The 25,563-nt window shown below is 46.7% G+C and carries 22 protein-coding genes; 15 read left to right on the forward strand and 7 right to left on the reverse strand.

Features of this window, described 5'->3' with window-relative positions; translation table 11 throughout:
* The 4 genes from NE536_RS18720 to NE536_RS18735 form a co-directional block, all read left to right on the forward strand.
* On the forward strand, positions 1 to 1,010 hold a 1,010-nt coding region (locus tag NE536_RS18720; RefSeq protein WP_261273638.1), incomplete at its 5' end, for a DUF4238 domain-containing protein.
* Between the two features lie 650 nt (positions 1,011 to 1,660).
* Entirely contained in the window at positions 1,661 to 2,074 is a 414-nt protein-coding gene (locus tag NE536_RS18725) for a septal ring lytic transglycosylase RlpA family protein (protein WP_107946778.1), read from the forward strand.
* Positions 2,075 to 2,287: 213 nt separating this feature from the next.
* The gene (locus NE536_RS18730) at positions 2,288 to 3,145 is read left to right on the forward strand and encodes a sulfurtransferase (protein ID WP_261273639.1); all 858 of its coding nucleotides are present in this window, start codon (positions 2,288 to 2,290) and stop codon (positions 3,143 to 3,145) included.
* Between the two features lie 99 nt (positions 3,146 to 3,244).
* A complete protein-coding gene (locus tag NE536_RS18735) occupies positions 3,245 to 3,757 on the forward strand; it encodes a DUF2937 family protein (RefSeq protein WP_261273640.1) in 513 nt (170 codons plus the stop codon).
* A gap of 255 nt (positions 3,758 to 4,012) precedes the next feature.
* On the opposite strand, the gene NE536_RS18740 is transcribed toward NE536_RS18735, so the two are convergent.
* On the reverse strand, positions 4,013 to 5,320 hold the full coding sequence (locus NE536_RS18740; RefSeq protein ID WP_261273641.1) for an NAD(P)/FAD-dependent oxidoreductase: 1,308 nt from the start codon (positions 5,318 to 5,320) through the stop codon (positions 4,013 to 4,015).
* A 236-nt stretch (positions 5,321 to 5,556) separates the two neighbouring features.
* On the opposite strand from NE536_RS18740, the gene NE536_RS18745 reads away from it, so the two are divergent.
* The 11 genes from NE536_RS18745 to gabT all read left to right on the forward strand — a co-directional run bounded on the left by NE536_RS18745 (position 5,557) and on the right by gabT (position 18,022).
* Positions 5,557 to 6,105: a cupin domain-containing protein gene (locus NE536_RS18745; RefSeq protein ID WP_006080693.1), complete on the forward strand. Its 549-nt coding sequence runs from the start codon at positions 5,557 to 5,559 to the stop codon at positions 6,103 to 6,105.
* Between the two features lie 200 nt (positions 6,106 to 6,305).
* On the forward strand, positions 6,306 to 6,518 hold the full coding sequence (locus NE536_RS18750; RefSeq protein ID WP_261273659.1) for a hypothetical protein: 213 nt from the start codon (positions 6,306 to 6,308) through the stop codon (positions 6,516 to 6,518).
* Positions 6,519 to 6,804: 286 nt separating this feature from the next.
* Positions 6,805 to 7,566 (forward strand): gamma-glutamyl-gamma-aminobutyrate hydrolase family protein, encoded by a 762-nt coding sequence (locus tag NE536_RS18755; protein ID WP_261273642.1) that lies wholly within the window; start codon positions 6,805 to 6,807, stop codon positions 7,564 to 7,566.
* Between the two features lie 2 nt (positions 7,567 to 7,568).
* Positions 7,569 to 8,924: a glutamine synthetase family protein gene (locus NE536_RS18760; RefSeq protein ID WP_006080696.1), complete on the forward strand. Its 1,356-nt coding sequence runs from the start codon at positions 7,569 to 7,571 to the stop codon at positions 8,922 to 8,924.
* A gap of 601 nt (positions 8,925 to 9,525) precedes the next feature.
* Positions 9,526 to 10,626, forward strand: a complete 1,101-nt coding sequence (locus NE536_RS18765; protein ID WP_261273643.1) for a polyamine ABC transporter substrate-binding protein — start codon at positions 9,526 to 9,528, stop codon at positions 10,624 to 10,626.
* Positions 10,627 to 10,804: 178 nt separating this feature from the next.
* Positions 10,805 to 11,941 (forward strand): polyamine ABC transporter ATP-binding protein, encoded by a 1,137-nt coding sequence (gene potA / locus NE536_RS18770; protein WP_006080699.1) that lies wholly within the window; start codon positions 10,805 to 10,807, stop codon positions 11,939 to 11,941.
* Positions 11,938 to 12,843, forward strand: a complete 906-nt coding sequence (locus NE536_RS18775; protein WP_006080701.1) for an ABC transporter permease subunit — start codon at positions 11,938 to 11,940, stop codon at positions 12,841 to 12,843. The genes potA and NE536_RS18775 overlap by 4 nt, the downstream gene beginning before the upstream one ends.
* A complete protein-coding gene (locus NE536_RS18780; RefSeq protein WP_006080702.1) occupies positions 12,840 to 13,655 on the forward strand; it encodes an ABC transporter permease subunit in 816 nt (271 codons plus the stop codon). The genes NE536_RS18775 and NE536_RS18780 overlap by 4 nt, the downstream gene beginning before the upstream one ends.
* Before the next feature lie 261 nt (positions 13,656 to 13,916).
* Positions 13,917 to 15,203, forward strand: a complete 1,287-nt coding sequence (locus NE536_RS18785) for an NAD(P)/FAD-dependent oxidoreductase (protein WP_261273644.1) — start codon at positions 13,917 to 13,919, stop codon at positions 15,201 to 15,203.
* A 60-nt stretch (positions 15,204 to 15,263) separates the two neighbouring features.
* The gene (gabD, locus tag NE536_RS18790; protein ID WP_261273645.1) at positions 15,264 to 16,712 is read left to right on the forward strand and encodes an NADP-dependent succinate-semialdehyde dehydrogenase; all 1,449 of its coding nucleotides are present in this window, start codon (positions 15,264 to 15,266) and stop codon (positions 16,710 to 16,712) included.
* A gap of 32 nt (positions 16,713 to 16,744) precedes the next feature.
* Positions 16,745 to 18,022 (forward strand): 4-aminobutyrate--2-oxoglutarate transaminase, encoded by a 1,278-nt coding sequence (gene gabT, locus NE536_RS18795; RefSeq protein ID WP_261273646.1) that lies wholly within the window; start codon positions 16,745 to 16,747, stop codon positions 18,020 to 18,022.
* Positions 18,023 to 18,150: 128 nt separating this feature from the next.
* Here gabT and NE536_RS18800 read toward each other — a convergent pair whose 3' ends face one another.
* The 6 genes from NE536_RS18800 to NE536_RS18825 form a co-directional block, all read right to left on the reverse strand.
* Complete coding sequence (locus tag NE536_RS18800) at positions 18,151 to 19,158, reverse strand: LLM class flavin-dependent oxidoreductase (RefSeq protein ID WP_261273647.1); 1,008 nt, start codon at positions 19,156 to 19,158, stop codon at positions 18,151 to 18,153.
* A gap of 532 nt (positions 19,159 to 19,690) precedes the next feature.
* Entirely contained in the window at positions 19,691 to 21,244 is a 1,554-nt protein-coding gene (locus NE536_RS18805; RefSeq protein ID WP_006080707.1) for a peptide MFS transporter, read from the reverse strand.
* Between the two features lie 241 nt (positions 21,245 to 21,485).
* A complete protein-coding gene (locus NE536_RS18810; protein WP_261273648.1) occupies positions 21,486 to 22,244 on the reverse strand; it encodes a DUF6445 family protein in 759 nt (252 codons plus the stop codon).
* 9 nt (positions 22,245 to 22,253) lie between these two features.
* Positions 22,254 to 23,765: a tryptophan halogenase family protein gene (locus NE536_RS18815; RefSeq protein WP_261273649.1), complete on the reverse strand. Its 1,512-nt coding sequence runs from the start codon at positions 23,763 to 23,765 to the stop codon at positions 22,254 to 22,256.
* 20 nt (positions 23,766 to 23,785) lie between these two features.
* Positions 23,786 to 24,805: a cupin-like domain-containing protein gene (locus NE536_RS18820; protein ID WP_261273650.1), complete on the reverse strand. Its 1,020-nt coding sequence runs from the start codon at positions 24,803 to 24,805 to the stop codon at positions 23,786 to 23,788.
* A 13-nt stretch (positions 24,806 to 24,818) separates the two neighbouring features.
* Positions 24,819 to 25,541 (reverse strand): SapC family protein, encoded by a 723-nt coding sequence (locus NE536_RS18825; protein WP_261273651.1) that lies wholly within the window; start codon positions 25,539 to 25,541, stop codon positions 24,819 to 24,821.
* Positions 25,542 to 25,563 lie beyond the last annotated feature (22 nt).

Here is a 25,563-nt window from a genome sequence, read left to right on the forward strand (position 1 = left end):
AGAATCATTTCAGTCCCGTTTTAGCGAACAAGTATTGGACGGACGAAGAGTCAGGTTGGAGTTATAAATACTATTATTTCTGCAAGCACCGGAAACAAGTAATTGACTCCCATAAGGATATTGGTAAGACAGCATGGGGCTATGAGCTTAACCTGTACCCTCAAGAGGTAGAGGATTGTCTTGACTCAGATTTAGAGAATGAAAGTGCGGTACTTTATGAAAAGCTAATTTCCGGTGAAAAGCTTAATGCAGAACAGCGAATGAAATGGGGACAGTTCATAATTACACAGGCTGTAAGAACACCAAGTTTTTTTAAGTATCGTGATCATCTTGAAAAAATGAGTGGTGGTGACTATTCGTACAAACATACTATTTTGGGATGTGCTGGTTGCGAGGAAAATAAATACATTGCGTCCAGAAACTGGCTGATACTTAAGGCTCATGAGAGTGACTTCTTTATCAGGACGGATAACCCTGTCTATATGACGGGTTGCCTTGATAACTCTACAACTGTTATTTTCTATCCATTGACCCCAGAGTTATGTTTTGTCGCTTGCTCATTTGTTGAAACTGTTTTGTTGCCAAAAGGTATGGAGCTTCCTTTTCCTCAACAAGACTTCTTGCCGTTAGAAAAAGGTGATGCGTACCATATAAATTTTGAATTGTTAAAGTCAGCAAATAATTCGGTGATCTTAGCGAAAAAAAATAACAATAAGGTAGTTAGCCAGATGACACTTGATATGTTGGGCTCATTCCCTCAACTCCCTTTTATGTTGTCTTCAGCAAAAAATCCAATAGACGAATCTATGGTGATTGAGTCCCTAACTAAGCTAATGTCAGAAGTCGATGGAGTTCATTATCCTGATTATCGAGATTATCGAGATTATCGAGATTATCGAGATTATCCATTTAGTCCGTTTTATGGCGTAGAGTTTTCAATGGGTATAAATCCGTTCTCGGTTTTTGGCGTCACTGAAGAAAGATTGTTTGTGGATAATGAGAAATCATAAATATAACAAGTGATTAAACAGGGATTGGAAACTTGTGGGCTATTCGCTTCGCTCAATTTTATCCCACAATTTTTAACCCGTTGATCGGGCGTTAATCCATAGAAATATTAATCCAGAACTAACGGATTCGAGTAAAAAATCTAACACGTTTCTGTCCAAAAGCTTGCTGCGTAAGGCTTTTAAATCTGCAGGTTACACTAATGCTAAAAAGGTGAGCCAGGGTGATTAGCGAGACGACCGTCCGCCCCATGGATGGGGCGGTCGAGCATCCAGGGAGGGACTTGCAGCGTGTCGGTGAGTGAACACCATGGCTTGCCCATTAGTAGGGGCCAGCATTTAAGTTACCAAACAAGTTATTTAGTCGTACTAGGCCTCTATTTTTAACGCTATTCTGTCTGTTTTTTAAGTCAGTATGTCCGCAACCTTTTGACTTCAAACCGAGAGTATTCACCTGTAAATACGTGATTTTAGCGTGCAACTGCTGTAGCCTCGTGGAAATTTATTGTTTCTTGTTCTGATCTTTTAGGATGCAAGCTTAGAGCTTTGCCATCTAAGGTTGTTGGTTATTTTCCCCGTGACTTTTGCTGAGTCTATTGCTCGTTAGCAAAGCGTTCACTCATTAGAGAGGGTGTCATGTGAATGCACTTCAAATGAATGCACTTCAAAACCCAATTAGGCAGTTCAATTTCGTGAAACTAGCTGTGCTGGCATTGCTAAGCTTTTTGGCTGGCTGTTCTTCAATGCAGACGGGGGAGAATGGTAACTGGGTGGGATTCACTGAATCGGGTCAGGCTTCCTTTTATGGGGATAAACATCAAAATAAGCAGACGGCTAGTGGTGAACTTTACAAACATAAGTTAAAGACGGCGGCGCATAAAAAGTTACCCTTTGGTTCGAGCGTTAAGGTCACCAATGTCAATAATGGCAAAAGTGTGATTGTAAGAATCAATGATAGAGGGCCTTTCGTGCGTGGCCGCATTATTGATCTGTCTAAATCGGCGTTCAGTAGCATAGGCAACACTTCCTCTGGTTTGATTGACGTGAAAATTGAAGTGATTAAATAGCGGCTATATTGAAAAGGATTATTTCGAAAGGGCTGTCTCGAAAAGCTATCTTGAAACACTGCTTCGCCGCAATTTAATGATTGAGTGTATTAAACCGAGTCGACGCTTTTAAATAAAATCCCAAAGCAGACAATTTGTTAAGCCGATATTTGGGCTTTACGGCATTTGGTGAGAGACTAGCGGCAGATTTGGATAACAGTAAAAGGACCCGCTATGGAATACCCACTAGTAAGTACGCAGTGGCTCGAAGCACACCTCACCGATCCCCATTTAGTATTGCTCGATGCCAGTATGGAAACCGTTATTGGTAAAGAACCCCTGGTTTACGATGAGCCTATTTGCATTCCGCGCTCACGTCGATTCGACTTGGAAAATGTGTTTTGCGATAAAACTTCAACTCAAATCCATACCTTGCCGACGTTTGAGCAATTCATCCAAGGGATAGCGCAACTTGGGATAGAGGCCGACAGTGTTATCGTTATCTATGATAATCAAGGCATTTATTCAGCCCCACGGGCGTGGTGGACCTTTAAAGTCATGGGTTTTAATCGAGTCTATGTACTCGATGGTGGCTTGCCTCAGTGGATTGAAGAAGACCGCATCACCTCATCGCGTTATCAAGCCGAAGGCGTCGATTATGGCCCGACGGATATCGATACATTAGCTGATGTGCTGCAATACCACCCCGAGCGGGTGATGGATGCCGAGGCCGTGTTATCACGTATCGAAGATGCCGAAACCGCGATTGTCGATGCCCGTGGTGCGCCACGCTTTTTAGGCCAAGTGAGTGAGCCGCGCCCCGGTGTGCGCTCAGGACATATTCCTCGCTCGGTTAACTTACCCTTCGCTCAAGTGCTAGATGGCAATAAAATCAAAAATACCAGTGAGTTACAGGCTATTTATCAAGGATTAGCAGCGGACAAGTCCGCACGGATATTTAGCTGTGGCTCTGGGATTACGGCGTGTATTTTAATCTTAGCTTCGGTTGCGGCAGGGCATACGCATCCCATCCTCTATGATGGCTCGTGGGCGGATTGGGGCAGTCGTACCGATCTGCCGATTGAGTGCTAATAGTGCTGTGCATTGATTGAGTCAGTTCAGTTTTGAGCATTATGTCATTGCGGTGTCGTAACCGCTGCGTTGTTTGGCTAGATCACCAAGGAGGATCCCTTGATAGGCAGATTGATTGATAAGTTGGTTTTTGGGTTGATTCTTGTGATTGCCTTGCAGTTGCCGCAACTTGCTGATCATTATCAGCAATTTCTCGCTGGACTCTATGCATCGACCCAATGGCAGGTAGAAGGCTACGAGGCAACGGCTAAGGAATATCATTATGCCGATGCTGAGGCCATGATTGCCCGTCACCAGCAAAATGAGGAGCCTAGCGTGCGTGCCGACGCCGAGCAAAAGGTGCAGACATTGGCGCTTTATAAAGAGCTAACACAGGGCTTGGCGATGTTTAACACGGGAAATTTGTTTGAAAAAACTGCTTATATGTTTAACCCCGTTCGCTTTGATTATCTTGAGAAAACCGTCAGTAACTTTAAGCCTGGAATACCTTTAACCACCAGTGGGATTGGCTTTGGCGTTGTGGTGGCGTTAGTCGTGCATTATCTCGGGTCAATCCCTTTTATCCTGTGGGCAAGGCGTCGAAAGCGCCAGAGATTAGCGAGAGCAAATTAGCTTTTAAAAGCCGTTATGCTTGTTAGAACGCGGCGATCTCTTAGACGAGGCTTAGCGTTGTTGCAGCCCTAATTGTAAAGAATGACTTGCAGTTGAATGACTCGTATCTAAATGACGAGTGGTGAAATGGCTCGTGCTTATAACAATGATGCCCATCGGATTGTTTATCCGATGGGCATCATGCGTTATGGCTTAAAACCAGTTCTTAAAACCAGCCCTTAAAATCTGTTCTTAAAAAGTGCTTAAAATAAGCCTTTAAAACAAGTCTTTAAATCTGTGATACAGCATGCCAGCCGCGAGCATAGGCGAGCGGAATGTCGGGCCTCCGGGGAAGGTCATGTGTTTGATTTTAGCGAACACATCGAAATAACCCGCCTGTTGGCAAATAGCCTCGGCCAGTAGTTTTGCCGCCATGTGAGTGGCATTCACGCCATGTCCTGCATAGGCTTGGGCGTAGAAAATATTATTGGCATCGGGCAGGCGACCAATTTGTGGCATACGGTTCGCCCCAATACCTATCATGCCGCCCCATTCATAATCGATGCGCACGCCTTTTAACTGCGGGAACACCTTCTCCAGATTCGGTCTCAGCGCCGCTTCAATATCTCTGGGGTCTTTACCTGAGTAAGTGCAAAGACCACCAAACAGCAGTCGACGATCTGCGGATAAGTGAAAGTAATCTAAGGCAATTCGCATATCGGCGAAGGCCATATTCTGCGGGATAATGCTCGCACATTGGGCCGCAGTTAAGGGCTCGGTCGCCAATAAATAACTGCCAGCGGGTAACACTTTGCCCCCAACAAAACTATTAAGTTTGTGGCCAATATAGGCATTGCCAGCCAGTACTAAGTATTGGCAAGTGACTTCGCCCTTGGCGGTCATGACCTTAGGTTTAGCGCCTTGAATGATTTTTTCGGCGGCGCTGTATTCAAACAACTGCGCGCCCAGATTACGGGCGACGCGTGCCTCACCCAGAGCAAGGTTCAGCGGGTGTAAATGGCCGCTGCCTATATCAACCAGCGCACCTTGATAAAAATCTGAGCCTATGACTTCACCTAATTGTCCCTTAGTTAACAGCTTGATTTCTTGCTGATAACCCATGGCCTTGAGTGCGCTAAATTCTTCTTCAAGCTCATCCATGTGACGAGGTTTAACTGCTAAGTCGCAATAACCCATTTGCAGATCGCAGTCGATACTGTGTTCTTGTATGCGATTTCGTACAATTTCGACAGCTTCAAAGCCCATCTGTTGGATTGCTTGAACACCTTCTGTGCCGATTTCACTGTGAAATTGCGAGGGGTCATGGCCTATTCCGCGAATGAGTTCGCCGCCGTTTCGCCCCGATGCGCCCCAGCCAATGCGCTTGGCTTCTAATAGGACGACACTCATGCCGCGCTGTGCGAGTTCTATGGCGGTATTGATACCGCTAAAGCCGCCGCCGACTATGCAGACATCAGCACTGATATTGCCTTCGAGTTGTGGGTGCGCGTAAATTTCTTTAGCAGTATCAACATAATAAGAGTGTGGGTACTGTTCGCTGTGCACTGGAGGTTTGCTTGCCATTATGGCTCCAAAAAATTGTTTTTATTGTAAATTGGACTTGTCTCAGTATACTCATCACACTTTTAACATGACGCAAAAAAGTGTTCGTTTTATTTAACACGCTTTTTATGTAGAATACAATGAAAGCAGTAAAACACGCGCTTTTTGGGCGAAAATGCGTTCTGGATGGTGTTTATCCTGAACAACCTGTTCGTCATCTATCGGGGTTGACCCGAGCCTTCAGGGGGATGTGAAATTTGGATATTGGAGCCAGCCTCAAAACTGTTCGAAAAATGAAAGGCTTATCTCAACGAGAATTGGCCAAACGTGCTGGTGTGACTAACAGTACGATTTCAATGATCGAGAAAAACAGTGTTAGCCCGTCAGTCAGCTCTCTAAAAAAAGTGCTGTCGGGTATCCCGATGTCTTTAGTGGATTTTTTCTCCATTGAAGCCTCTGCGGATAGTGAGCAAAAGGTCGTCTATCGATCCAATGAATTACTGGATATCGGCACTGGACCACTTGAATTTAAACTGATCGGCCGTGATTATCCGAATCGCGCTATGTCAGTGATGAGTGAAATTTATCCGCCCGGTTCAGATACGGGTGAAGAAATGCTGAAGCACGAAGGTGAAGAGGCTGCCATGGTGATCGAAGGTAAATTCGAACTCACTGTGGGTGATGAAGTGTATATTTTGGAAGCGGGTGACAGTTACTACTTTAACAGTGAAGTGCCCCATAGATTCCGCAATCCCTTTGATGAACCTTGCCGTCTGGTGAGTGCGACTACGCCTGCGAACTTCTAGTTAAGTCATCAACTTACCCTATTATTCAACATATTAGGCCACTTATTCGCTAGAAGTGAGTGGCGTAATGCTGTTATTCAACACAACTGCGGATTTATACCAATCACATTAAATATCTAATCAGTTCAGAGCCTCACAGGCATTTCAATCCAAGGCGCATTGACGCAGAAATGGTCATTCCCTTTTAAGTCAATGCAACACTGGAGTGGGATGCCTGTGAGGCTCCCGAAGGGCGGGTTTCAACGCACTTTATACTGCGTTTAAGGCTTTCGACAGAGCACCACTATGCCTTCAAGCCTTCGCCTTGTCTAAAGCGCGTTGAACTCCCGCTGAATGAACAGATATTTAATACGATTGGTATTACCTCCTTTCTAATCCTGTCATATTTGTTATATATCCTCTTCTTTGTGTAAATAATATTGGTTCAAATTTAGCGCGAATACGGTTTAATTTACGCTGCTAAAAGTGAGCTTTTTGCCAGCTTAAGCACTATTTTATTCACATGAAATAACATTGAATAACCACAATATAGGTTTAACTACATGTTATTTATGCTTATTAAACACAAGTGGATTAAATAACCTTTAACAAGTGCTTAACCTCTTGCCTAGTGTGAAATTTCGGTGTACTGTGTGAAAAAATGAACATTTAAAGACAAAGTGTTCGTTATGCTAGTAAAACGAATTCTAAAGGTGAGATATGTCAGCCGATTTGCCCCTCATAGGTGTTATTGCTTGTAATCAACAACTGGGTTCACATCCCTTTAATATTGTTGGTGAAAAATACCTTTTAGGTGTCGTGAATGGCGCGAAAGGCTGGCCGCTAGTGATCCCATCGTTAGGCGGCGATTTACCGATAGACGCGATTTTAGAACGTCTTGACGGTATTTTGTTTACTGGCTCTCCTTCTAATGTAGAACCCCATCTTTATGCAGGCCAACCGAGCGAGCTTGGTACACACCATGATCCTAAACGTGATGCGACGACTTTGCCGCTGATCCATGCTGCTATTGCTGCTGGGGTACCTGTATTAGGTATTTGTCGCGGTTTTCAAGAAATGAATGTGGCCTTTGGTGGCAGTTTGCACCAGAAGTTATATGAGGTGGGTGGCTTTATTGAACATAGAGAAGATAAAACCGCATCCTTAGATGTGCAATATGGGGCTTCTCACAGTATTACTGTTGAGCCCGGGGGGCTTATTTACGAGGCCTGGGGCCGTAACTCTGCAGAGGTCAACTCTGTGCATACTCAAGGCGTGGAGCGTCTGGGTGTTGGGTTGCGGCCAGAAGCTTATGCTCCAGATGGGTTAGTGGAGGCTTTCTCCGTAATAGGTACTAAAGAATTTGCCCTCGGTGTGCAATGGCATCCAGAGTGGAAGGTGAGCGAAAATCCGTTTTACCTCTCCCTTTTCAAGGCCTTCGGTGATGCATGCCGACGTAGGGCTACAACTCGAGTGAAATAATAATGAATAAGCTAATCGCTTTTTTAAAAGAACGAAAAATCACAGAAGTCGAATGTGTTATCAGTGACATGACTGGCATCGCCCGCGGCAAGATTGCACCAGTCGATAAGTTTCTCGATGAAAAAGGCATGCGTTTGCCCGAAAGCGTGCTGTTACAAACCGTCACCGGCGATTTTGTGAATGAAGATGTTTACTACAGCTTGCTCGATGCAGCAGACATCGATTTTGTCTGTGTTCCCGATGAAAACGCTGTCTTTATGTTGCCTTGGACCATCGAAGCCACGGCGCAGGTGATCCACGATTGCTATGACAGAATGGGTAATCCGATTGAGCTGTCACCACGTAACGTATTAAAAAAAGTCTTGTCTCTCTATGACGAACAGGGCTGGGAACCGGTTATCGCTCCTGAAATGGAGTTCTATTTAACCCGTCGTAGTGACGACCACGATTTACCCCTAAAGCCACCAATTGGCCGTTCAGGTCGCCCCGAAGCGGGTCGCCAGTCTTTCTCTATCGATGCTGCCAACGAATACGATCCTATGTTTGAAGACATGTACGATTGGTGTGAGCTTCAAGGTTTAGATATCGATACCTTAATCCATGAAGACGGCCCAGCGCAGATGGAGATTAACTTCAGCCACGGCAATCCATTGTCCCTTGCTGATCAAGTGTTTATCTTTAAACGCACCTTGCGCGAAGCGGCACTGAAGCACGATGTTTGCGCTACCTTTATGGCCAAACCTGTGACTGACGAACCTGGTAGTGCAATGCACATTCACCAGAGTGTGATCAATAAAGAGACAGGCAAAAATATTTTCACCAATGAAGATGGCACTAAGAGCCAGTTATTCTTGGGATATATCGCCGGTCTGCAAAAATTCATCCCTGAGTTGCTGCCGCTGATGGCGCCCAATGCTAACTCTTTCCGTCGTTTCCTACCCGGCACTTCAGCGCCAGTGAACTTAGAGTGGGGCGATGAAAACCGCACCTGTGGATTACGTATTCCAGAGTCTTCACCACAAAACCGTCGTATCGAAAACCGTATTCCCGGCGCCGATGCTAACTGTTATTTGGCAATTGCCGCGAGCTTATTGTGTGGTTATATCGGCATGGTTGAGCAGCTAAAACCTTCGACGCCAGTGCAGGGTAAAGCTAACGAAAGCCGCAGTAACAACACCCATTGTTTGCCTTTAACCTTAGAAGAAGCGTTAGCGGCGATGGAAGAAAGTGATGCCTGTAAGCAGTATTTAGGTGAAGCCTTCACCACAGGTTTTGTGGCGGTGAAACAGGCCGAACTTGAAAACTTCCGCCGTGTGGTCAGTTCATGGGAACGTGAATTCCTATTGCTCACTGTGTAATGTTTTTGGATTAAGTGCACTAGCTGTGTTACCGCGTTAACCCAGACAAATCTAAGGTTAGCGTCGGTAATAACAAGATGGAGGTTTGCACTGTTTTAGTGACGTTGCACCCAACTGGTGCAACTCACTTGTTAAATAATCTGATGGTTTTTAATGGCTTGTTGATTAAAGTGATTATTCAATTCAGATGTGTGTCCGCTAGAAAAGTGAAATAGGCCTAACTGTTTTAAGTCGCTCGTTTGATAGAGTCGCTAACTAATTGTTAGTCATATTTAAAATGTGTTTTATCTTAGTGGTTTTTGCGATTACTTAGGGACTTGAGGCATTTGCCTTAATGTTGCAATATGTACAAGCAGTGTCATATCTAGTCTAATTTTTTGAGTGTTAATGCAATACCGATGCCTCGAAAATTTGGCACGAAACCTGATACTTAACAAATTGCAGCAAGATATAAAGCTGGCATGGATCCCGTGCCGTAGAGACTGCCGATGCGGTTTGTAAGGTGTAGCATTGGTCGAAAATAACAACAATATCCGGATAGCCCGGTGACACAATGTCAGAATTTGCTTAAGCAATTCTGCTACCCGAGAAAGGAGAAAGCATGAAGCTATTTAATAAGATGACCACTCTAGCTCTGGTCACTGCGAGCGTATTAGCGAGCGCAGCGGCCCAGGCGGAAGAAGTGGTTCGCGTGTATAACTGGTCAGATTATATCGCGGAAGATACCTTAGAAAACTTCAAGAAAGAAACGGGCATTCGGGTAATTTACGATGTGTTCGATAGTAACGAAGTGCTTGAGGCTAAATTACTGTCTGGTCGTAGTGGCTACGATATCGTTGTCCCTTCTAACCATTTTCTCGCTAAGCAAATCAAAGCGGGTGCTTTCAAACCTTTAGACCGCGCTAAGCTACCTAACTTCAAAAATTTAAATCCTGCCCTGATGAAGCTACTTGAGAAAGCCGATCCGGGTAACCAGTATGCCGTGCCTTATTTATGGGGAACCAATGGTATTGGTTACAACATAGATAAAGTGAAAGCGGCTGTGGGTGAAGATGCGCCATTCAACTCAATGGAACTGATCTTTAATCCTAAATATGCTGAAAAAATCTCTAAGTGTGGCTTTGCTATGCTGGACTCTGCCGACGATATGGTGCCCCAAGCACTGATTTATTTAGGTTTAGATCCTAACAGTTCCAACCCAAGCGATTATGAAAAAGCTGGTGAGTTACTGGAAAAAATCCGTCCTTACGTGACCTATTTCCACTCATCTCGCTATATTTCTGATTTAGCAAACGGTGACATTTGTGTGGCCTTTGGTTTCTCTGGCGACGTATTCCAAGCTAAAGCACGTGCTGAAGAGGCGGGTAATGGCAATAAGATTGGTTACTCGATTCCAAAAGAAGGCGCCAACCTGTGGTTTGATATGTTAGCTATCCCAGCCGATTCGACTAACGCAGATAATGCACTGACGCTGATTAACTATTTCCTCCGTCCAGAAGTCATAGCGCCTATCTCTAACTATGTCGCCTATGCTAACCCGAACGATCCTGCCCAACCTCTGGTTGGTGAGGCTATCCGCACCGATCCCGCGATTTATCCACCACAAGAAGTATTAGATAAACTTTATATTGGTGAAATCCGTCCTTTGAAAATCCAACGCGTATTAACCCGTGTTTGGACCAAAGTGAAGTCAGGACAATAGTCGATAAGGGGCAAGCCTAGCTTGCCCCTAGCTTGGCAGACTGGCTATGTCCAATCCTATGCATAGTTCATCCACGTATAGGATTTGACACAGTTTGGTTAACCTCTTTTCATTCATTAATCGTGTTGAACCCAGAGTTTGAGCGTATCGACGCATCATTTTCGGGTGGAGAAGTACTATGGCAATCACCTCGGGCGTCACCAATAAACCGACAACAAAGACGCAAGAAAAAGTACTGCTCAGAATTGAGCGGGTAAGCAAGTTATTCGATGACGTACGGGCTGTCGACGACGTGTCATTAACCATCAATAAAGGCGAAATCTTTGCCTTACTCGGCGGCTCAGGCTCGGGTAAGTCGACGTTATTGCGCATGTTAGCGGGATTTGAAAAGCCCACCTCTGGCCGTATTTTCCTCGATGGCGAAGACATCACAGATTTACCCCCATACGAACGTCCGATCAATATGATGTTCCAATCCTATGCTCTGTTTCCCCACATGACAGTGGCGCAAAACATTGCCTTTGGTTTGAAGCAAGACAAGTTACCTAAGGCCGAAATTGAGCAGCGCGTACAAGATATGCTCAAGCTAGTACACATGGAGCAATACGGTAAACGTAAGCCGCATCAGTTATCCGGTGGTCAACGTCAGCGTGTAGCCTTGGCTCGTTCACTGGCAAAAAGGCCGAAATTATTACTGCTCGATGAGCCTATGGGCGCATTAGACAAAAAACTGCGTACCCAGATGCAACTCGAAGTGGTGGAAATTCTTGAGCGTGTCGGTGTGACCTGCGTGATGGTGACCCACGATCAGGAAGAAGCCATGACAATGGCTGGACGCATTTCCATTATGAGCGACGGTTGGATTGCCCAAACAGGCTCGCCAATGGATATTTACGAAAGCCCGAACAGCCGCATGATTGCCGAATTTATCGGTACAGTGAACTTGTTTGGTGGCGCGATTGAAGTGGATGAAGTCGACCATTTGATCATTAAGCCTAATGAGTTGGCTCAATCTTTCTATGTCGGTTACGGGGTGTCGACCAACGTAGAAGACAAAAATGTGTGGCTCGCTGTGCGTCCTGAAAAGACCATTATTAGCCGCGAACAGCCTGAAGGTCAGTACAACTGGGCGAAAGGAATCGTACACGATATCGCGTATTTAGGCGGTATTTCAGTGTATTACATTCGTTTAGAGAATGGTCAAATCGTCCAGTGCAGTATGACTAACCGTGAACGCCGCGCCGATCATGCCACGTGGGATGACGAAGTGTTCATCAGTTGGGAGGACACCAGTGGCGTGGTGTTGAGATCATGAAGATACCAACTAAATTAAAGTGGCTCAAAGGCCGCATTTGGACCATAGGCATACCCTATGCTTGGCTGTTATTGTTCTTTGCCTTGCCATTTGCGATTGTCCTTAAACTGAGTTTTTCGACGGCGGCGATTGCGATCCCGCCCTATGAGGCCACGTTCCAATATGCCGATGATGTGTTAAATATCTTCCTGCATTTTGGTAACTATTTGATGTTGCTTGATGATTCGCTGTATTACATGGCGTATCTCAGCTCATTGAAAATGGCGTTAATTTCGACCATCGGCTGTTTGATTATTGGCTATCCAATGGCCTATGCGATTGCCCGTGCACCAGCGCGTTTGCAAACCGTATTGCTGCTGTTAGTCATGTTGCCTTCTTGGACCTCATTTTTAATCCGAGTTTACGCTTGGATGGGGATCTTAAGTAACACAGGGATCATCAACCATTCGCTGATGTGGCTGGGAATCATCTCTGAGCCGTTACAAATCCTCAATACCAATATTGCCGTGTATATCGGCATCATCTATGCGTATTTACCTTTTATGATTTTGCCCTTGTACGCCACCTTAGTGAAACTCGATATGAGTTTGATTGAAGCCGCGTCTGACTTAGGCTCAAGCCGTTTAAATACCTTCTGGAAAATCACTTTCCCGCTATCAAAAAGCGGTGTGATTGCCGGTTCTATGTTGGTGTTTATTCCTGCTGTGGGTGAGTTTGTGATCCCTGAGCTACTCGGTGGTCCAGATTCCTTAATGATAGGTCGAGTCTTATGGCAAGAATTCTTCAATAACCGCGACTGGCCTGTGGCTTCGTCACTGGCGATTGTAATGCTGGGCTTATTGATTATTCCTATTACCTTATTCCATCGCTATCAGGCACGTAGTTTGGAGAAAGACCTATGAAAAAGTTAAGTTTTTCTTCAGCGATGTTGTGGTTTGGCTTGTTCTTCCTCTATGCACCTATGTTAGTGCTGGTGATTTACTCCTTTAACGACTCTAAATTAGTGACGGTATGGGGCGGATTTTCACCAAAATGGTATGGCGAGTTATTTCAAGACCAACAGATTTTAGATGCGGTATGGACCAGTCTACGGATTGCCTTTTATAGCTCAACCATGGCGGTGATTATTGGCACTATGGCGGCTTTTGTGATGACGCGCTTTAAGCGTTCATGGGCGAAGCTGACATTATCGAACATGATCACAGCACCACTGGTTATGCCAGAGGTGATCACGGGTCTGTCTTTGCTACTGCTATTTGTGCACATGGCCGACTTGTTTGGTTGGCCTAAAGAGCGCGGCATGTTAACTGTGTGGATTGCGCATTCGACCTTCTGTGCCGCCTATGTGGCTGTGGTTGTGTCGTCAAGATTGCGCGAGCTGGACATGTCTATCGAAGAAGCGGCAATGGACTTAGGGGCAACACCGCTGAAGACTTTCTTCCTGATCACAGTGCCTATGATTTCGCCGGCGCTGGTAGCGGGTTGGTTGTTGTCATTCAGTTTGTCCTTAGACGATTTAGTGATCGCAAGTTTTGCCTCGGGCCCAGGTGCAACGACGCTGCCTATGGTGGTGTTCTCCTCGGTACGTTTAGGGGTTTCGCCTAAGATCAACGCTTTAGCGACACTGATCATTTTGTGTGTTTCGTTAATCGCCTTCTTGTCTTGGTATATGGCAAGGCGGGCAGAGAAACGCGACCGCACACCGATGAACTAGTTAGCTTAATATAAGGTGGCTTTGGTATCGCCAAAGCCACCCTTGTTAATTGTCACCGCTCCCATCATCCGCTTCGCTTTGCAGGCCAGTTCTGCGACTCGACACCATTAGCATGACATCGCTGCGCTTAATATTATTGTGTGTTTGAAATATCAAACAAAATGTAAATTATTGCGCGTATCTGGCTAGTGTTTCGTTTTCTGAAGGTGTAGGATGTGATGGCTGTTTAAAATAATGAACATTAGAATTCAAGGGAACAACATGTCTGCCATAGCTCACGCTGGATCATATTATGCGGCATCGGCCAACGATAAGGTTGAACGTCCGCGCCTAGAGGAATCGATTGAAGCCGATGTTTGTGTGATTGGCGCGGGTTATACGGGCCTTTCTGCTGCGCTACATTTATTAGAATCTGGCTTTAGTGTGGTGGTGTTAGAAGCCGCTCGCATTGGCTGGGGCGCCTCGGGCCGTAATGGCGGACAAATCGTCAATAGTTTTAGCCGTGACATTGATACTATTGAAAAAACAGTCGGCAAAGAACAAGGTAAACTCTTTGGCCAAATGGCCTTTGAGGGCGGAAAAATCATCCGCGATCGGATTGCTAAGTACAACATTCAATGCGATCTAAAAGATGGCGGCGTGTTTGCCGCGATGAACGAAAAGCAAATGGGTCATCTGCGCCATCAAAAGCAACTGTGGGAAAGCCACGGTCATGTTAATCAGCTTGAACTCCTCGATGCCAAAGGTATTCGCGGTGTAGTAAATACTGAGCGCTATGTCGGTGGTCTGCTTGATAAAAGCGGCGGCCATATTCACCCGCTTAACTTAGCTCTTGGCGAAGCGCGCGCGGTCGAATCCCTCGGTGGCAAGATTTATGAAGACTCTGCAGTGCTGAGTGTCGATGAAGGCGATAGCCCAGTTGTGCATACGGCGCAGGGCAGTGTTAAAGCCAAGTTTGTGGTCGTGGCGGGTAATGCTTATTTAGGCAAGTTATTACCAGAACTGCAGGCGAAATCTATGCCCTGCGGCACGCAAGTGATAACCACTGAGCCCTTGAGTGACGATCTAGCGGCGAGCTTATTACCGCAGGATTACTGCGTCGAAGACTGTAACTATTTGCTCGATTATTTCCGCCTGTCTGGCGACAAGCGGATGATTTACGGCGGCGGCGTAGTGTATGGTGCCCGTGATCCGGCGGATATCAAGTCGATCATTATTCCGAACATGCTCAAAACCTTTCCGCAATTAAAAGATGTGAAGATTGATTATGCCTGGACAGGTAACTTCCTACTGACGCTATCGCGCCTGCCACAGGTCGGTCGTATCGGTAAGAACATCTATTATTCACAGGGTTGCAGTGGCCACGGTGTCACTTATACCCATCTGGCGGGCAAGTTACTGGCCGAAATGCTCAATGGCCAAGCCACGCGCTTCGATGCCTTTGCCGCATTGCCACATTATCCCTTCCCCGGTGGTCACGCACTTCGCGTCCCTTTTAGTGCTATCGGAGCTTGGTATTACACTTTGAGAGACAAATTAGGTATCTAGTCTGTTTCATTTATTTTCATTCGAGGCAAGTGATTGCCTCACTAATGCGAGGACGTCCTTGTGTTGCTAAAAGATCCGAGTTTGCTACGTCAACAATGTTATATCAACGGCCAGTGGTGTGATGCCGAGTCGAAAGAGACTGTCGCCATCGCCAATCCTGCTACGGGCGCTGTGATTGCAAGCGTCCCTGTAATGGGGCAAGTCGAAACCCAAGCTGCGATTAAAGCGGCGGAAGCGGCGCTGCCAGCTTGGCGAGCGCTCACAGCCAAAGAGCGCGGCGCTAAGTTAAGGCGTTGGTTTGAATTACTCAATGAAAACAGTGATGACTTAGCATTGCTCATGACGACTGAGCAGGGCAAACCGCTGGCAGAAGCTAAAGGTGAAGTAACCTATGCCGCTTCGTTTATCGAGTGGTTTGCCGAAGAAGCGAAACGTATCTATGGCGATACCATTCCCGGGCATCAAGGGGATAAACGCTTGATGGTGATTAAGCAGCCCGTTGGCGTAACGGCGGCGATTACGCCGTGGAACTTCCCTGCGGCTATGATCACTCGCAAAGCGGCTCCGGCTCTCGCTGCGGGTTGTACTATGGTGGTTAAGCCTGCGCCGCAAACGCCGTTTACCGCATTAGCCTTGGCCGAACTTGCCGAGCGTGCGGGCATTCCGGCAGGGGTGTTCAGTGTGGTCACAGGCGATGCCGTCGCGATTGGTAATGAAATGTGCAGCAACCCGATAGTGCGTAAGCTGTCGTTCACTGGCTCGACCAATGTCGGCATTAAGCTGATGGAGCAATGTGCGCCAACTCTTAAAAAATTATCTTTAGAATTAGGCGGTAATGCGCCATTTATCGTGTTTAACGATGCCAATATCGATGCCGCTGTCGAAGGCGCCATGATCGCTAAGTACCGTAATGCCGGCCAAACCTGCGTCTGCGCAAACCGCATTTATGTGCAAGACGGTGTATACGACGAGTTCGCCTTAAAACTCAGCACAGCTGTGGGCAAGCTCAAAGTAGGAGAGGGCATCAAGGAGGGCGTTACAACGGGCCCGCTGATCAATGCCGCCGCGGTCGAAAAAGTGCAAAGTCACCTTGTCGATGCCATTGCCAAAGGCGCATCTGTGGTCGCTGGCGGCAAAGTCCATGACCTTGGCGGTAATTTTTTCGAGCCAACCGTGCTCACTAATGTTGATAAAAGCATGCGTGTCGCCCGTGAAGAAACCTTTGGTCCACTCGCGCCGCTGTTTAAATTCAGCGATGTCGACGATGTGATTAAACAAGCTAACGATACGGAATTTGGCCTCGCCGCCTATTTCTATGGTCGCGATATTTCACTGGTGTGGAAAGTCGCCGAAGCCTTGGAATACGGCATGGTTGGGGTCAACACTGGCTTGATTTCGACGGAAGTGGCCCCCTTTGGTGGGATGAAATCCTCTGGACTGGGCCGCGAAGGTTCTAAGTACGGCATCGAAGAATATTTAGAAATGAAGTACATCTGCATGTCCGTTTAATACGGTCCGATTTGGCGTGTGAGGAACACTAAATGACAACAACCAATGATTCATTGATGGCACGTCGCCAAGCCGCAGTTGCGGGTGGTGTCGGGCAAATTCACCCAATCTTTACCGCGCGCGCCGAAAACGCGACCGTGTGGGATGTTGAAGGGCGCGAGTTTATCGATTTTGCGGGCGGCATTGCTGTGCTTAATACCGGTCATCTTCACCCTAAAGTGAAGGCGGCGGTTGCGGCTCAGCTGGATAATTTCTCCCACACTTGTTTTATGGTACTCGGTTATGAGAGCTATATCCAAGTGTGTGAAAAGCTCAATCAATTGGTGCCTGGGGATTTTGCCAAGAAGACGGCATTATTCACTAGTGGTTCTGAAGCGGTTGAAAACGCAGTTAAAGTGGCGCGTGCCTATACCAAACGTGCTGGCGTGATTGCGTTTACCTCTGGCTACCATGGTCGCACTATCGCAGCCTTAGCACTGACCGGAAAAGTCGCGCCTTACAGTAAAGGTATGGGTCTGATGTCGGCGAATGTGTTCCGCGCCGAGTTCCCCTGCGAGATTCACGGCGTGTCCGATGATGATGCTATGGCTTCGATTGAACGTATCTTTAAAAATGATGCCGAGCCAAGTGATATTGCCGCCATTATTTTAGAGCCAGTACAGGGCGAGGGTGGTTTCTACGCTGCATCACCTGCCTTTATGCAGCGGTTGCGCGCATTATGCGATCGTGAGGGCATTATGCTGATCGCCGATGAAGTGCAAACGGGTGCTGGCCGTACTGGCACTTTCTTTGCCATGGAGCAAATGGGCGTGAGTGCAGATATCACTACTTTTGCTAAATCTATCGCGGGTGGTTTCCCACTTTCTGGCATTACTGGCCGCGCGCAAGTGATGGATGCGATTGGTCCGGGTGGTCTTGGCGGTACGTATGGTGGCAGCCCGTTAGCGTGCGCGGCAGCGCTTGCTGTTATTGAAGTGTTTGAAGAAGAAAAGCTGTTAGACCGCGCCAATACCATAGGTGAGCGCATTAAGTCTGCATTAAACGTGATGCAAGTTGAACATGCCCAAATCGCCGATGTGCGTGGTTTAGGCGCGATGATCGCTATCGAATTAATGGAAGATGGCAAGCCTGCTCCGCATTATTGCGCGCAAGTGTTGAGTGATGCCCGTGACCGAGGATTGATTTTATTATCCTGCGGCACTTACGGTAATGTGCTGCGTATTTTGGTGCCATTAACCGCGCCGGATGCACAAATTGATGCAGGCCTTGGTATCCTCAAAGCCAGCTTCGATGCCGTGCTGAAAAGCTAATATTGCTTTGATATAAAAGCTGTTTTAGATGACAGTCTTACATAATAAAAATCCCGCTTCGGCGGGATTTTTTATGGCAGTCGTTTTGACTGTCGATGACTTTCAGCACCAGTCAGTTTACTGAATCGCTACTGTTTAATCTCCATTAGGATCTGCAGCGCTTTTTTGCGTTTATCAAGATCGTACAAGTCATTGGTGAAGATAAACTCATTCACGCCAAGTTCTTTGACGATCATTTCCAAACGATGCTTAATCGTCGCTGGGCCGCCAATGACAGATAAACCTAAGAAATTATCGACATAGGTTTCTTCTTGCGCACTCCACATGCCATCCATTGTTTCAACTGGAGGTTTTAACCATAACTCGTGACCACGGATAAGCGCCAGTACGCGCTGTTTCGAGGTCGTGCCCAGAAATTGCGCCTCTTCATCAGTGTCGGCGGCAACGAGCGGTAAACCTAACATCACATAGGGCTTATCAAGCACTTGAGAAGGTCTAAAGTCGCGGCGATAGATTTCAATCGCATCGTAGAGAAAACGTGGTGCAAAGTGGCCCGCAAACACATAGGGCAAACCGCGCTGCGCCGCTAATTGTGCGCTAAAGAGACTCGAGCCCAATAACCAAATCGGCACATTAGTGCCTTCCCCTGGAATCGCTCGCACCGCATGGCGACCATTGTAAGGGCCGAGTAAGGTTTGTAATTCACTGACTTCTTCAGGGAATTGTTCGGCGCGACTGGTATCGCGGTTCAGTGCTCGGCTGGTAATTTGATCGCTGCCCGGTGCGCGTCCCAGTCCTAAATCGATGCGACCAGGATAGAGACTTTCAAGGGTACCGAACTGTTCGGCAACCACTAACGGCGCATGGTTTGGCAGCATAATGCCACCCGCGCCGACGCGAATACGCTGCGTATTGCCAGCAATATAACCAATTAATACTGAGGTCGCCGCGCTGGCGATACCGGGCATATTGTGGTGTTCGGCAAACCAAAAACGATTAAAGCCGAGGCGATCGGCTTCCTTGGCATACTGCAAACTGCTGTGCAGCGTTTCACCCACAGTCGAACCTTGGCGCATGGGCGCGAGTTCCAATAGCGAGAAGGGAATATCGGCCAATATTGATGTCTGTTGTGACATAGTGTCTCCAAGTGACTGCCGTTTTTTGCTAGCGAAAACAAGCGGCGCTAACAGTGTTAGTCGCATTGCTAGTGGCATTGTTAGGCGCATAGCGAAGAACAAGCGTTAACGGCTCAGTCTTGATGAATAAAAAGGTATTCAGTGTTATTGATATGGGGCTAAGTACCGCGCTTCTCAAGCTTGAACGGTTAACTCTTTTCCCCTTCGTTATTTCATTAGTCATGTCAATTTGAGTTTGCACTTGAGCAGCGCTATTAAACCGAGTGCGTCTGGGTTCATACTTGCTTTGTAACAAATCGAGACGGTGAAGTCATCCCAGCGTGAGGGACGATAATGTGGAACTGAAGATCTTATTCTCAGCAACTCAGCGCTAGGCCTGTCACTACGGGATTGGGTGAGGTTTGCTACAGCTCATTTGGTTATGAGTTGCAACACAAGGGTATAACTAAGTTAAGTGATAAAAAACTGCCGATAGCAGGGCTATCGGCAGTTGATGTTATGCAATAGATAAATCGCTATTGTCAGTCGAGCATTACTGTTCGGCTTTCACATCCCGTAGCGATGCCGCAGCACTTTCATTCTCAGTATTATTATGTGAATGGTGAGTCTCAGTTAGGCGACGCATTAGCGGTAATACCGCAAGTGCGATAAAGGTACAGACCACAGCCGCGATACCCAACTTATTAAATAGACTGGTGTATACGGGTAAGGTTTGCAGTGGATCGACTAAATCTTTCGGTACACTGGCGAAGTTAGCGACCACACCGCCCAGATACTGTGAAATACCTGAGGCGACGAAATAGGCTCCCATCATAAAGCCGCCCATACGCGCAGGTACGTAGCGGGCAATCATAGCAAGACCAAGACCACTCACCAGCAATTCGCCTAAAGAGTAAGAGGCATAGCCCCAGATCATGATCCATGAAGAGGTTTTACCGTTGACGGCGAATTGTCCGGCAAAGCCATAGATAAAGAAGCCAATCGCTACAACGGCAAAACCGAGGGCAAATTTCGCCGCAATAGAGAAGTCTTTATCATTACGACCCGCCCACGAATAACTCCACGCCAAGATTGGACTTAACACCATAATCCATAATGGATTCAATGCTTGGAACTGAGCCGGTGACCAAGTCCACAAATGGGTACCAAAGATTTGGAAATCCCAGTCCACGTTACGCAGGGCAAACAGCGCCAATGAAGTCGACATTTGCTGATAGAAGATAAAGAAGAACACGGTTTGCACTGTGAGGATCAGCGCCGCAATCAGTCCCGCTCGTTCACTGGTTTCGCTGGTGCGGATCAAGTGGAAGAAAATGGCCAATACGGCTATGCCAGCGGCGTAAACAAAGACACGGGCAACCGCTTCATATTCCAGAATAATGGCCGAAGCGACTACTGACAACGCGGCCAGAGCTAATACTATCGCGAGGCTTTTCTTGTTCACTGGGCGAGTATCTGGCTCAGAACCGTAATGGACTAAACTCTTACGCATTAGTGCATAGTTGCCTAACCCCACCAATATACCGACACAACACACGGCAAAGGCGGCATGCCAGCCAAACTCGTTGCCATACTGGGCGTTGACATAATCTTTAATCCAAGGCGTCAGCAACATAGAGAAGGTCGAGCCAACGTTGACCGCCATATAATAGATGGTAAACGCACTGTCGATTTTAGAATCGTCACCTTCGTAAATTTTACGAACTAAGTTACCGGCATTGGGTTTGAACAGGCCGTTACCGACCACAATCACACCGAGCGCCGAAAACATAAACCACGTATTTTCAGTGGGTACGGCCATCAGCGCATAACCCAGAGACAAAATCCCCGCGCCGAGCAGCATAGTGCGTTTAGTGCCGAGGATCTTATCCCCAACCCAACCACCAATCGCCGGTGATACATAAATGAGCGCCGCACAGGCACTCCATACTAAGTTTGCACGTGAGTCATCAAAGCCAAGGCGCTGCACCATAAAGTACACAATCAGCGCTTGCATGCCGTAATAACCAAAGCGTTCCCATAATTCGATAAGAGACACAGTCATAAATGAATGTGTTTTACTTACCGGAGCAGTCCCAATAGTCATATCGCTTGCTTCCAACATTGTTGTTTTAATATTTGAGCTCAAAAGTATAAGGCGATAACCCAAGCAAACCAATGGCAGAGACTGGCAAAACAGACTTTGTTACAAATGAATTGATGAATTTTAATGTGTGTTTAAGGCTTTGGGCGGTGTTAACAACGATTTTGGGGACGTCAATAAACCCAGCTAAACCTAAAGTCGTCAGAGTCAGTCACTGTGAGATAACACTTTGTGAATCGATGGGTTAGCGGACTGAGGGTTTAAACTCGATAAAAATATTGCTCGTTAGCCGGCCGGTTCTTGGGTTGGCATCAATATCGGTTTGTGGGTTCACTAAGGTGGAATGCAGCAAATTACCGGGATAAATCACTAAACGATTCGGGCGATATTCTACTTGATGATAAATCTCATAATGACTGTCGCTTTCAACACAATAGCCCGAAGGATGGCGAGTAATGTCATCGACTAAAGGTTGAGCAGACTTAAAGTAGTCTGGCATACGTTCTTCATTTATCCGCTCAAAGCCCGTCGGAATATGGCGGAAAAACGCCGTATTGCCATGGGGGCCGTCGTTTAAATAGTGCAACAGCGCGAAATAGTGAGGTGATGGAGTATCAAAATGCGGCAGGCATTGCAGCGGTTTAAGCTCACACGCGGGGGTGCTGATCAGCGAGAAATACAACGCCTGTAATTTGATGCTTAAGCTCGAAGGGATTTGATAAACATCATAAATCAGTTGGTACACAAGATTGAGTACATCGGTGACATAGGCCTGCGGCAAGGGGGCACGCACGCCAGGGTAAAAAGACCCGTTATCGGCAGAAAAGTGCGCTTGGGTGTAGGCACACTCACGTATTGGCAACAGATCCGCCGCAACATCATCAATAATAATCAAGGGCGTCTTTTCATTGCCAAGATAGACTAGCTGAGGCGTGAGCTTGACTGTCTGTTGCATAGTTGCCTGTTGCTTAGCCGTATTCGTGTTGCGATCTAAGGTTTGCATCCCTGTACCTCACATTGCCATAGTTTTAGTGTTGGCTAGAACCTCAGCGGGGCAATAGTGCTGAATAAAATCGATGTGGGCAGGTAGGCTTTCTACCTTACGCTTAACGGTTGATTTAATGTTGTTTAAGAAGGCTTCGAGTTCAGGCTCTTCCATCACATCGACTATGGGGTGATATTGTTTTGGCATTATGCCTTGGCCCATCATCACTTGGATCCATGAGCTTTCGCCAAAGAGTTCACTACCGTATTTATAGACTTTACCACTGTCGGCAAACATTTCGATACGATGTTTGAGTGACGCTGGAATGTCCATGTTTTTGCAATAACGCCAGAAGCTGCTGTCTTCGCGTTCAGTAGCTTTGTAATGCAAGATAATGAAGTCACGAATATTGTCCATTTCGAGTTTAGTTTGTTGATTAAACTCATCAATATCGGATTGCACTATGCCCGCTGACGGGAATAATTGCATCAATCTGATAATACTACGTTGGATCAAATGAATGCTGGTGGATTCGAGTGGCTCTAAAAAGCCGCCGGATAGCCCGACGGCAACACAGTTTTTATGCCAATGCAGGCGACGGGTGCCGGTTTTAAACTTAATGACCCTAGGCTTATTCAGCGGTTCCCCTTCAAGATTCGCGAGGAGCAATTCAGTGGCATCCTCATCGGAGATAAATTTGCTGCAAAAGACCAGGCCATTGCCCGTGCGATTTTGCAGTGGAATACGCCACTGCCAACCCGAGTCGCGGGCAATCGAGCGAGTATAGGGAATAGGGGCACCCACTGACTGCGTTTGCACCGCAATCGCACTGTCGCAGGGGAGATAATGGCTCCAATCTTCAAAGCCAGTATTAAGCGTTTGCTCAATCAGCAGTGCGCGAAAGCCTGTGCAATCGATAAACAAATCTCCTTCGATTGTTTCGTCATTCTCTAAGACGAGCGCTTTTATATTGCCGCTATCATGATGCTGTAATACCTGTTTTATTTTTCCTTCAATACGGTGAATGCCGTGTTGTTCGGCTATTTTTCGAAGGTACTTGACATAGAGACTGGCGTCCATGTGGTAAGCATGGTTGTAATCTTGGTTTGGCAATACAGCAAAGCGTCCTTGGCGGGCGGCGAGATGTTCGGCGCAGTAGTCGCCTATTTCACTCACCATGCCAAGCTGCTTACCTTTCAGCCAAAAATGTTGAAAACCACAGGCCCAACAATCTTTACCTAAAAAACCAAAGGAATGCAGGTAGTTTTTATTGATATTCTGCCAATTTTCAAAGGAGATCCCGAGTTTAAAGGTCGCATTTGTCGCTGCCATGACCTCTTGTTCTTTGAGGCCGAGTAATCGATGGAAAATATGTAATGTGGGGATCGTCGCTTCGCCCACACCGACCGTACCTATTTCATCGGATTCGACCAGCACAATTTCTAAGTGTTTGCCCATCAACTTAGTCAGCGCCGCAGCAGCCATCCATCCGGCTGTTCCGCCACCCGCAATCACGACTCTTTTTATGGCTGTTGTCATCGTTTATATCCTCAACTGGGCTAACGTTTGAGCTTATTGGTTAAATCTGCCCGCAGTTTTCGGGCGTTGATTTCATCGAGTGGGGTGGTCAGCATGCCTTGGGCTGCACTAGGAATATGCTCTAGATCGCCATCTTCATGGTCAAAAATATAGTGATCGAACAGGGCTTTCCACGCCTGACGCTGGGCCTTGGGTAAGGAGCGTAAACTTAACATCGCGTGCAGTAACGCATTATTGGGGCGACCAAGATAACCGGGCGTATCTCGCCACCAATGGGTAATGAGAACATTAAAGTCATCCATTCCGCGCACATGGTGCCACCACATACTGGGGATGAATAACACATCACCGGGTTCCAGTGCGGCGACCTGCGCAGCTTCCATCGCCTTGGTAAATTTAGGAAAGCGGTCAAAATCGGGATTATCCATATCGACTAAGCTAATGTCTTGGCCGCCTGGGGCAAACTCCATTGGGCCAATATACAGATTGCTGATTTGCTCCGGCGGAAACAGGGTAAAAGTACGTCTACCGACGACATTGCAGGCTAAGTTATGGGGAAAGTCGAAATGCGCAGCGATACGAGTTTGATTGCCAAGCCAGATATTGGTGAGCGGTGACAAAGGTGCAAGATTGAAACTATTGTCGTCGCCAAGTCCGGGTAAGCACTGATTAATATCGGTTGAGCCCATATAAATACTGGCGGCTTGCGGCGCAGTGAGCTGCGTGAAGATTTGCCGCAAATCTAACTTACCCGCCTGATAATTAAACCCATCTAAAGTGTCGTTATAAAATACGCGGCCTTGATGTTCAGGCGCTAGATAATAGGCGGTGACGGGCATGCCTTGGTAAAACTGGGCCAGATACTTCATCGCGCTATCGCTGGACTCAAGCCCTGCTTTCACTAAAGGCCAGTTTGCGCAAAGTCCTTTAAATACCAAAGGCTGCTCAGCATCTTTAATCAGCGCGAGCATCTCCTCGGTTGAGCAGTTTTCAAGGTGTTTGACGACATTAGTTTTAGGTTTAATCACATCAAGACTCATGGCTGCGACCTAGTTAACCTTGCGCATTTTTAAGGTTAAGCAAGTCACGTACTCTTGCCTGTGAGGCCAAGGTCATGTAAATCGCCTCTAGATAACTTTTAGCATGTAATTGAGCGAGCACTTCTGCCGAGAGGGCCGCTAGTGTTTCTTCATTAATAGTATAGAAACCCATCATTTGATGCTGGTGGCCATTGTCGAGCTTGATATCTAAGGTAAAGGATTCCAGCAACTTATGTTCGATAAGCAAATCGATAAAGTGCTTACTGTCGATAAGCCCGTGGTGGATACCTTCTAACATATCCCCAATGTCATCCAGATATTGTGTATTCCCACCATAGGGATGGAACAAAGCTTCGCCTTCGGTTGTGCTGACTTTTGGGCTCGCCATATCGATATGTATGACCCTTTGTTTGCGCTCGACACCGTCTTCACGCACGCTTTGCTGACCAATAAGAAACGGCTGACGACGTAGGGTGAGAGGGATATAAGAAGCCTGCCAAGTGCCATTATTTAAAAACAGATTCTCATTATTTTGAAAACCATAAAGCGCCACCGCAAAGAACTGGCCTGTGGTCTGATCCTTTTGGAAAAAAATCGGATAGTACGCTTGTACGCTGCGAAACTCCGCTGGAAAGGTGACACTGAACCAGACATTATCGCCGTACTTAGCACTACGCTCAGTGATAATTTTAATATCTTTATGATCTACGCTGTTAAGTAATACGTGTTGGCTCATAGGGTTACCTTTGTCCTTTGTT

The organism is Shewanella septentrionalis (assembly GCF_025370265.1).
GTDB classification, from domain to species: Bacteria; Pseudomonadota; Gammaproteobacteria; order Enterobacterales; family Shewanellaceae; genus Shewanella; species Shewanella hafniensis.

What these genes read in the sequence shown, in the direction of transcription:
- NE536_RS18780 (WP_006080702.1), top strand. Translation starts at nt 12,840, where the DNA reads ATGAAAAAGTTAAGTTTTTCTTCAGCGATGTTGTGGTTTGGCTTGTTC.
- gabT (WP_261273646.1), top strand. Translation starts at nt 16,745, where the DNA reads ATGACAACAACCAATGATTCATTGATGGCACGTCGCCAAGCCGCAGTT.
- potA (WP_006080699.1), top strand. Translation starts at nt 10,805, where the DNA reads ATGGCAATCACCTCGGGCGTCACCAATAAACCGACAACAAAGACGCAA.
- NE536_RS18765 (WP_261273643.1), top strand. Translation starts at nt 9,526, where the DNA reads ATGAAGCTATTTAATAAGATGACCACTCTAGCTCTGGTCACTGCGAGC.
- NE536_RS18725 (WP_107946778.1), top strand. Translation starts at nt 1,661, where the DNA reads ATGAATGCACTTCAAAACCCAATTAGGCAGTTCAATTTCGTGAAACTA.
- NE536_RS18755 (WP_261273642.1), top strand. Translation starts at nt 6,805, where the DNA reads ATGTCAGCCGATTTGCCCCTCATAGGTGTTATTGCTTGTAATCAACAA.
- NE536_RS18820 (WP_261273650.1), bottom strand. Translation starts at nt 24,805, where the DNA reads ATGAGTCTTGATGTGATTAAACCTAAAACTAATGTCGTCAAACACCTT.
- NE536_RS18805 (WP_006080707.1), bottom strand. Translation starts at nt 21,244, where the DNA reads ATGACTATTGGGACTGCTCCGGTAAGTAAAACACATTCATTTATGACT.
- NE536_RS18800 (WP_261273647.1), bottom strand. Translation starts at nt 19,158, where the DNA reads ATGTCACAACAGACATCAATATTGGCCGATATTCCCTTCTCGCTATTG.
- NE536_RS18740 (WP_261273641.1), bottom strand. Translation starts at nt 5,320, where the DNA reads ATGGCAAGCAAACCTCCAGTGCACAGCGAACAGTACCCACACTCTTAT.
- NE536_RS18785 (WP_261273644.1), top strand. Translation starts at nt 13,917, where the DNA reads ATGTCTGCCATAGCTCACGCTGGATCATATTATGCGGCATCGGCCAAC.
- NE536_RS18810 (WP_261273648.1), bottom strand. Translation starts at nt 22,244, where the DNA reads ATGCAAACCTTAGATCGCAACACGAATACGGCTAAGCAACAGGCAACT.
- NE536_RS18815 (WP_261273649.1), bottom strand. Translation starts at nt 23,765, where the DNA reads ATGACAACAGCCATAAAAAGAGTCGTGATTGCGGGTGGCGGAACAGCC.
- NE536_RS18825 (WP_261273651.1), bottom strand. Translation starts at nt 25,541, where the DNA reads ATGAGCCAACACGTATTACTTAACAGCGTAGATCATAAAGATATTAAA.
- NE536_RS18775 (WP_006080701.1), top strand. Translation starts at nt 11,938, where the DNA reads ATGAAGATACCAACTAAATTAAAGTGGCTCAAAGGCCGCATTTGGACC.
- NE536_RS18730 (WP_261273639.1), top strand. Translation starts at nt 2,288, where the DNA reads ATGGAATACCCACTAGTAAGTACGCAGTGGCTCGAAGCACACCTCACC.
- NE536_RS18760 (WP_006080696.1), top strand. Translation starts at nt 7,569, where the DNA reads ATGAATAAGCTAATCGCTTTTTTAAAAGAACGAAAAATCACAGAAGTC.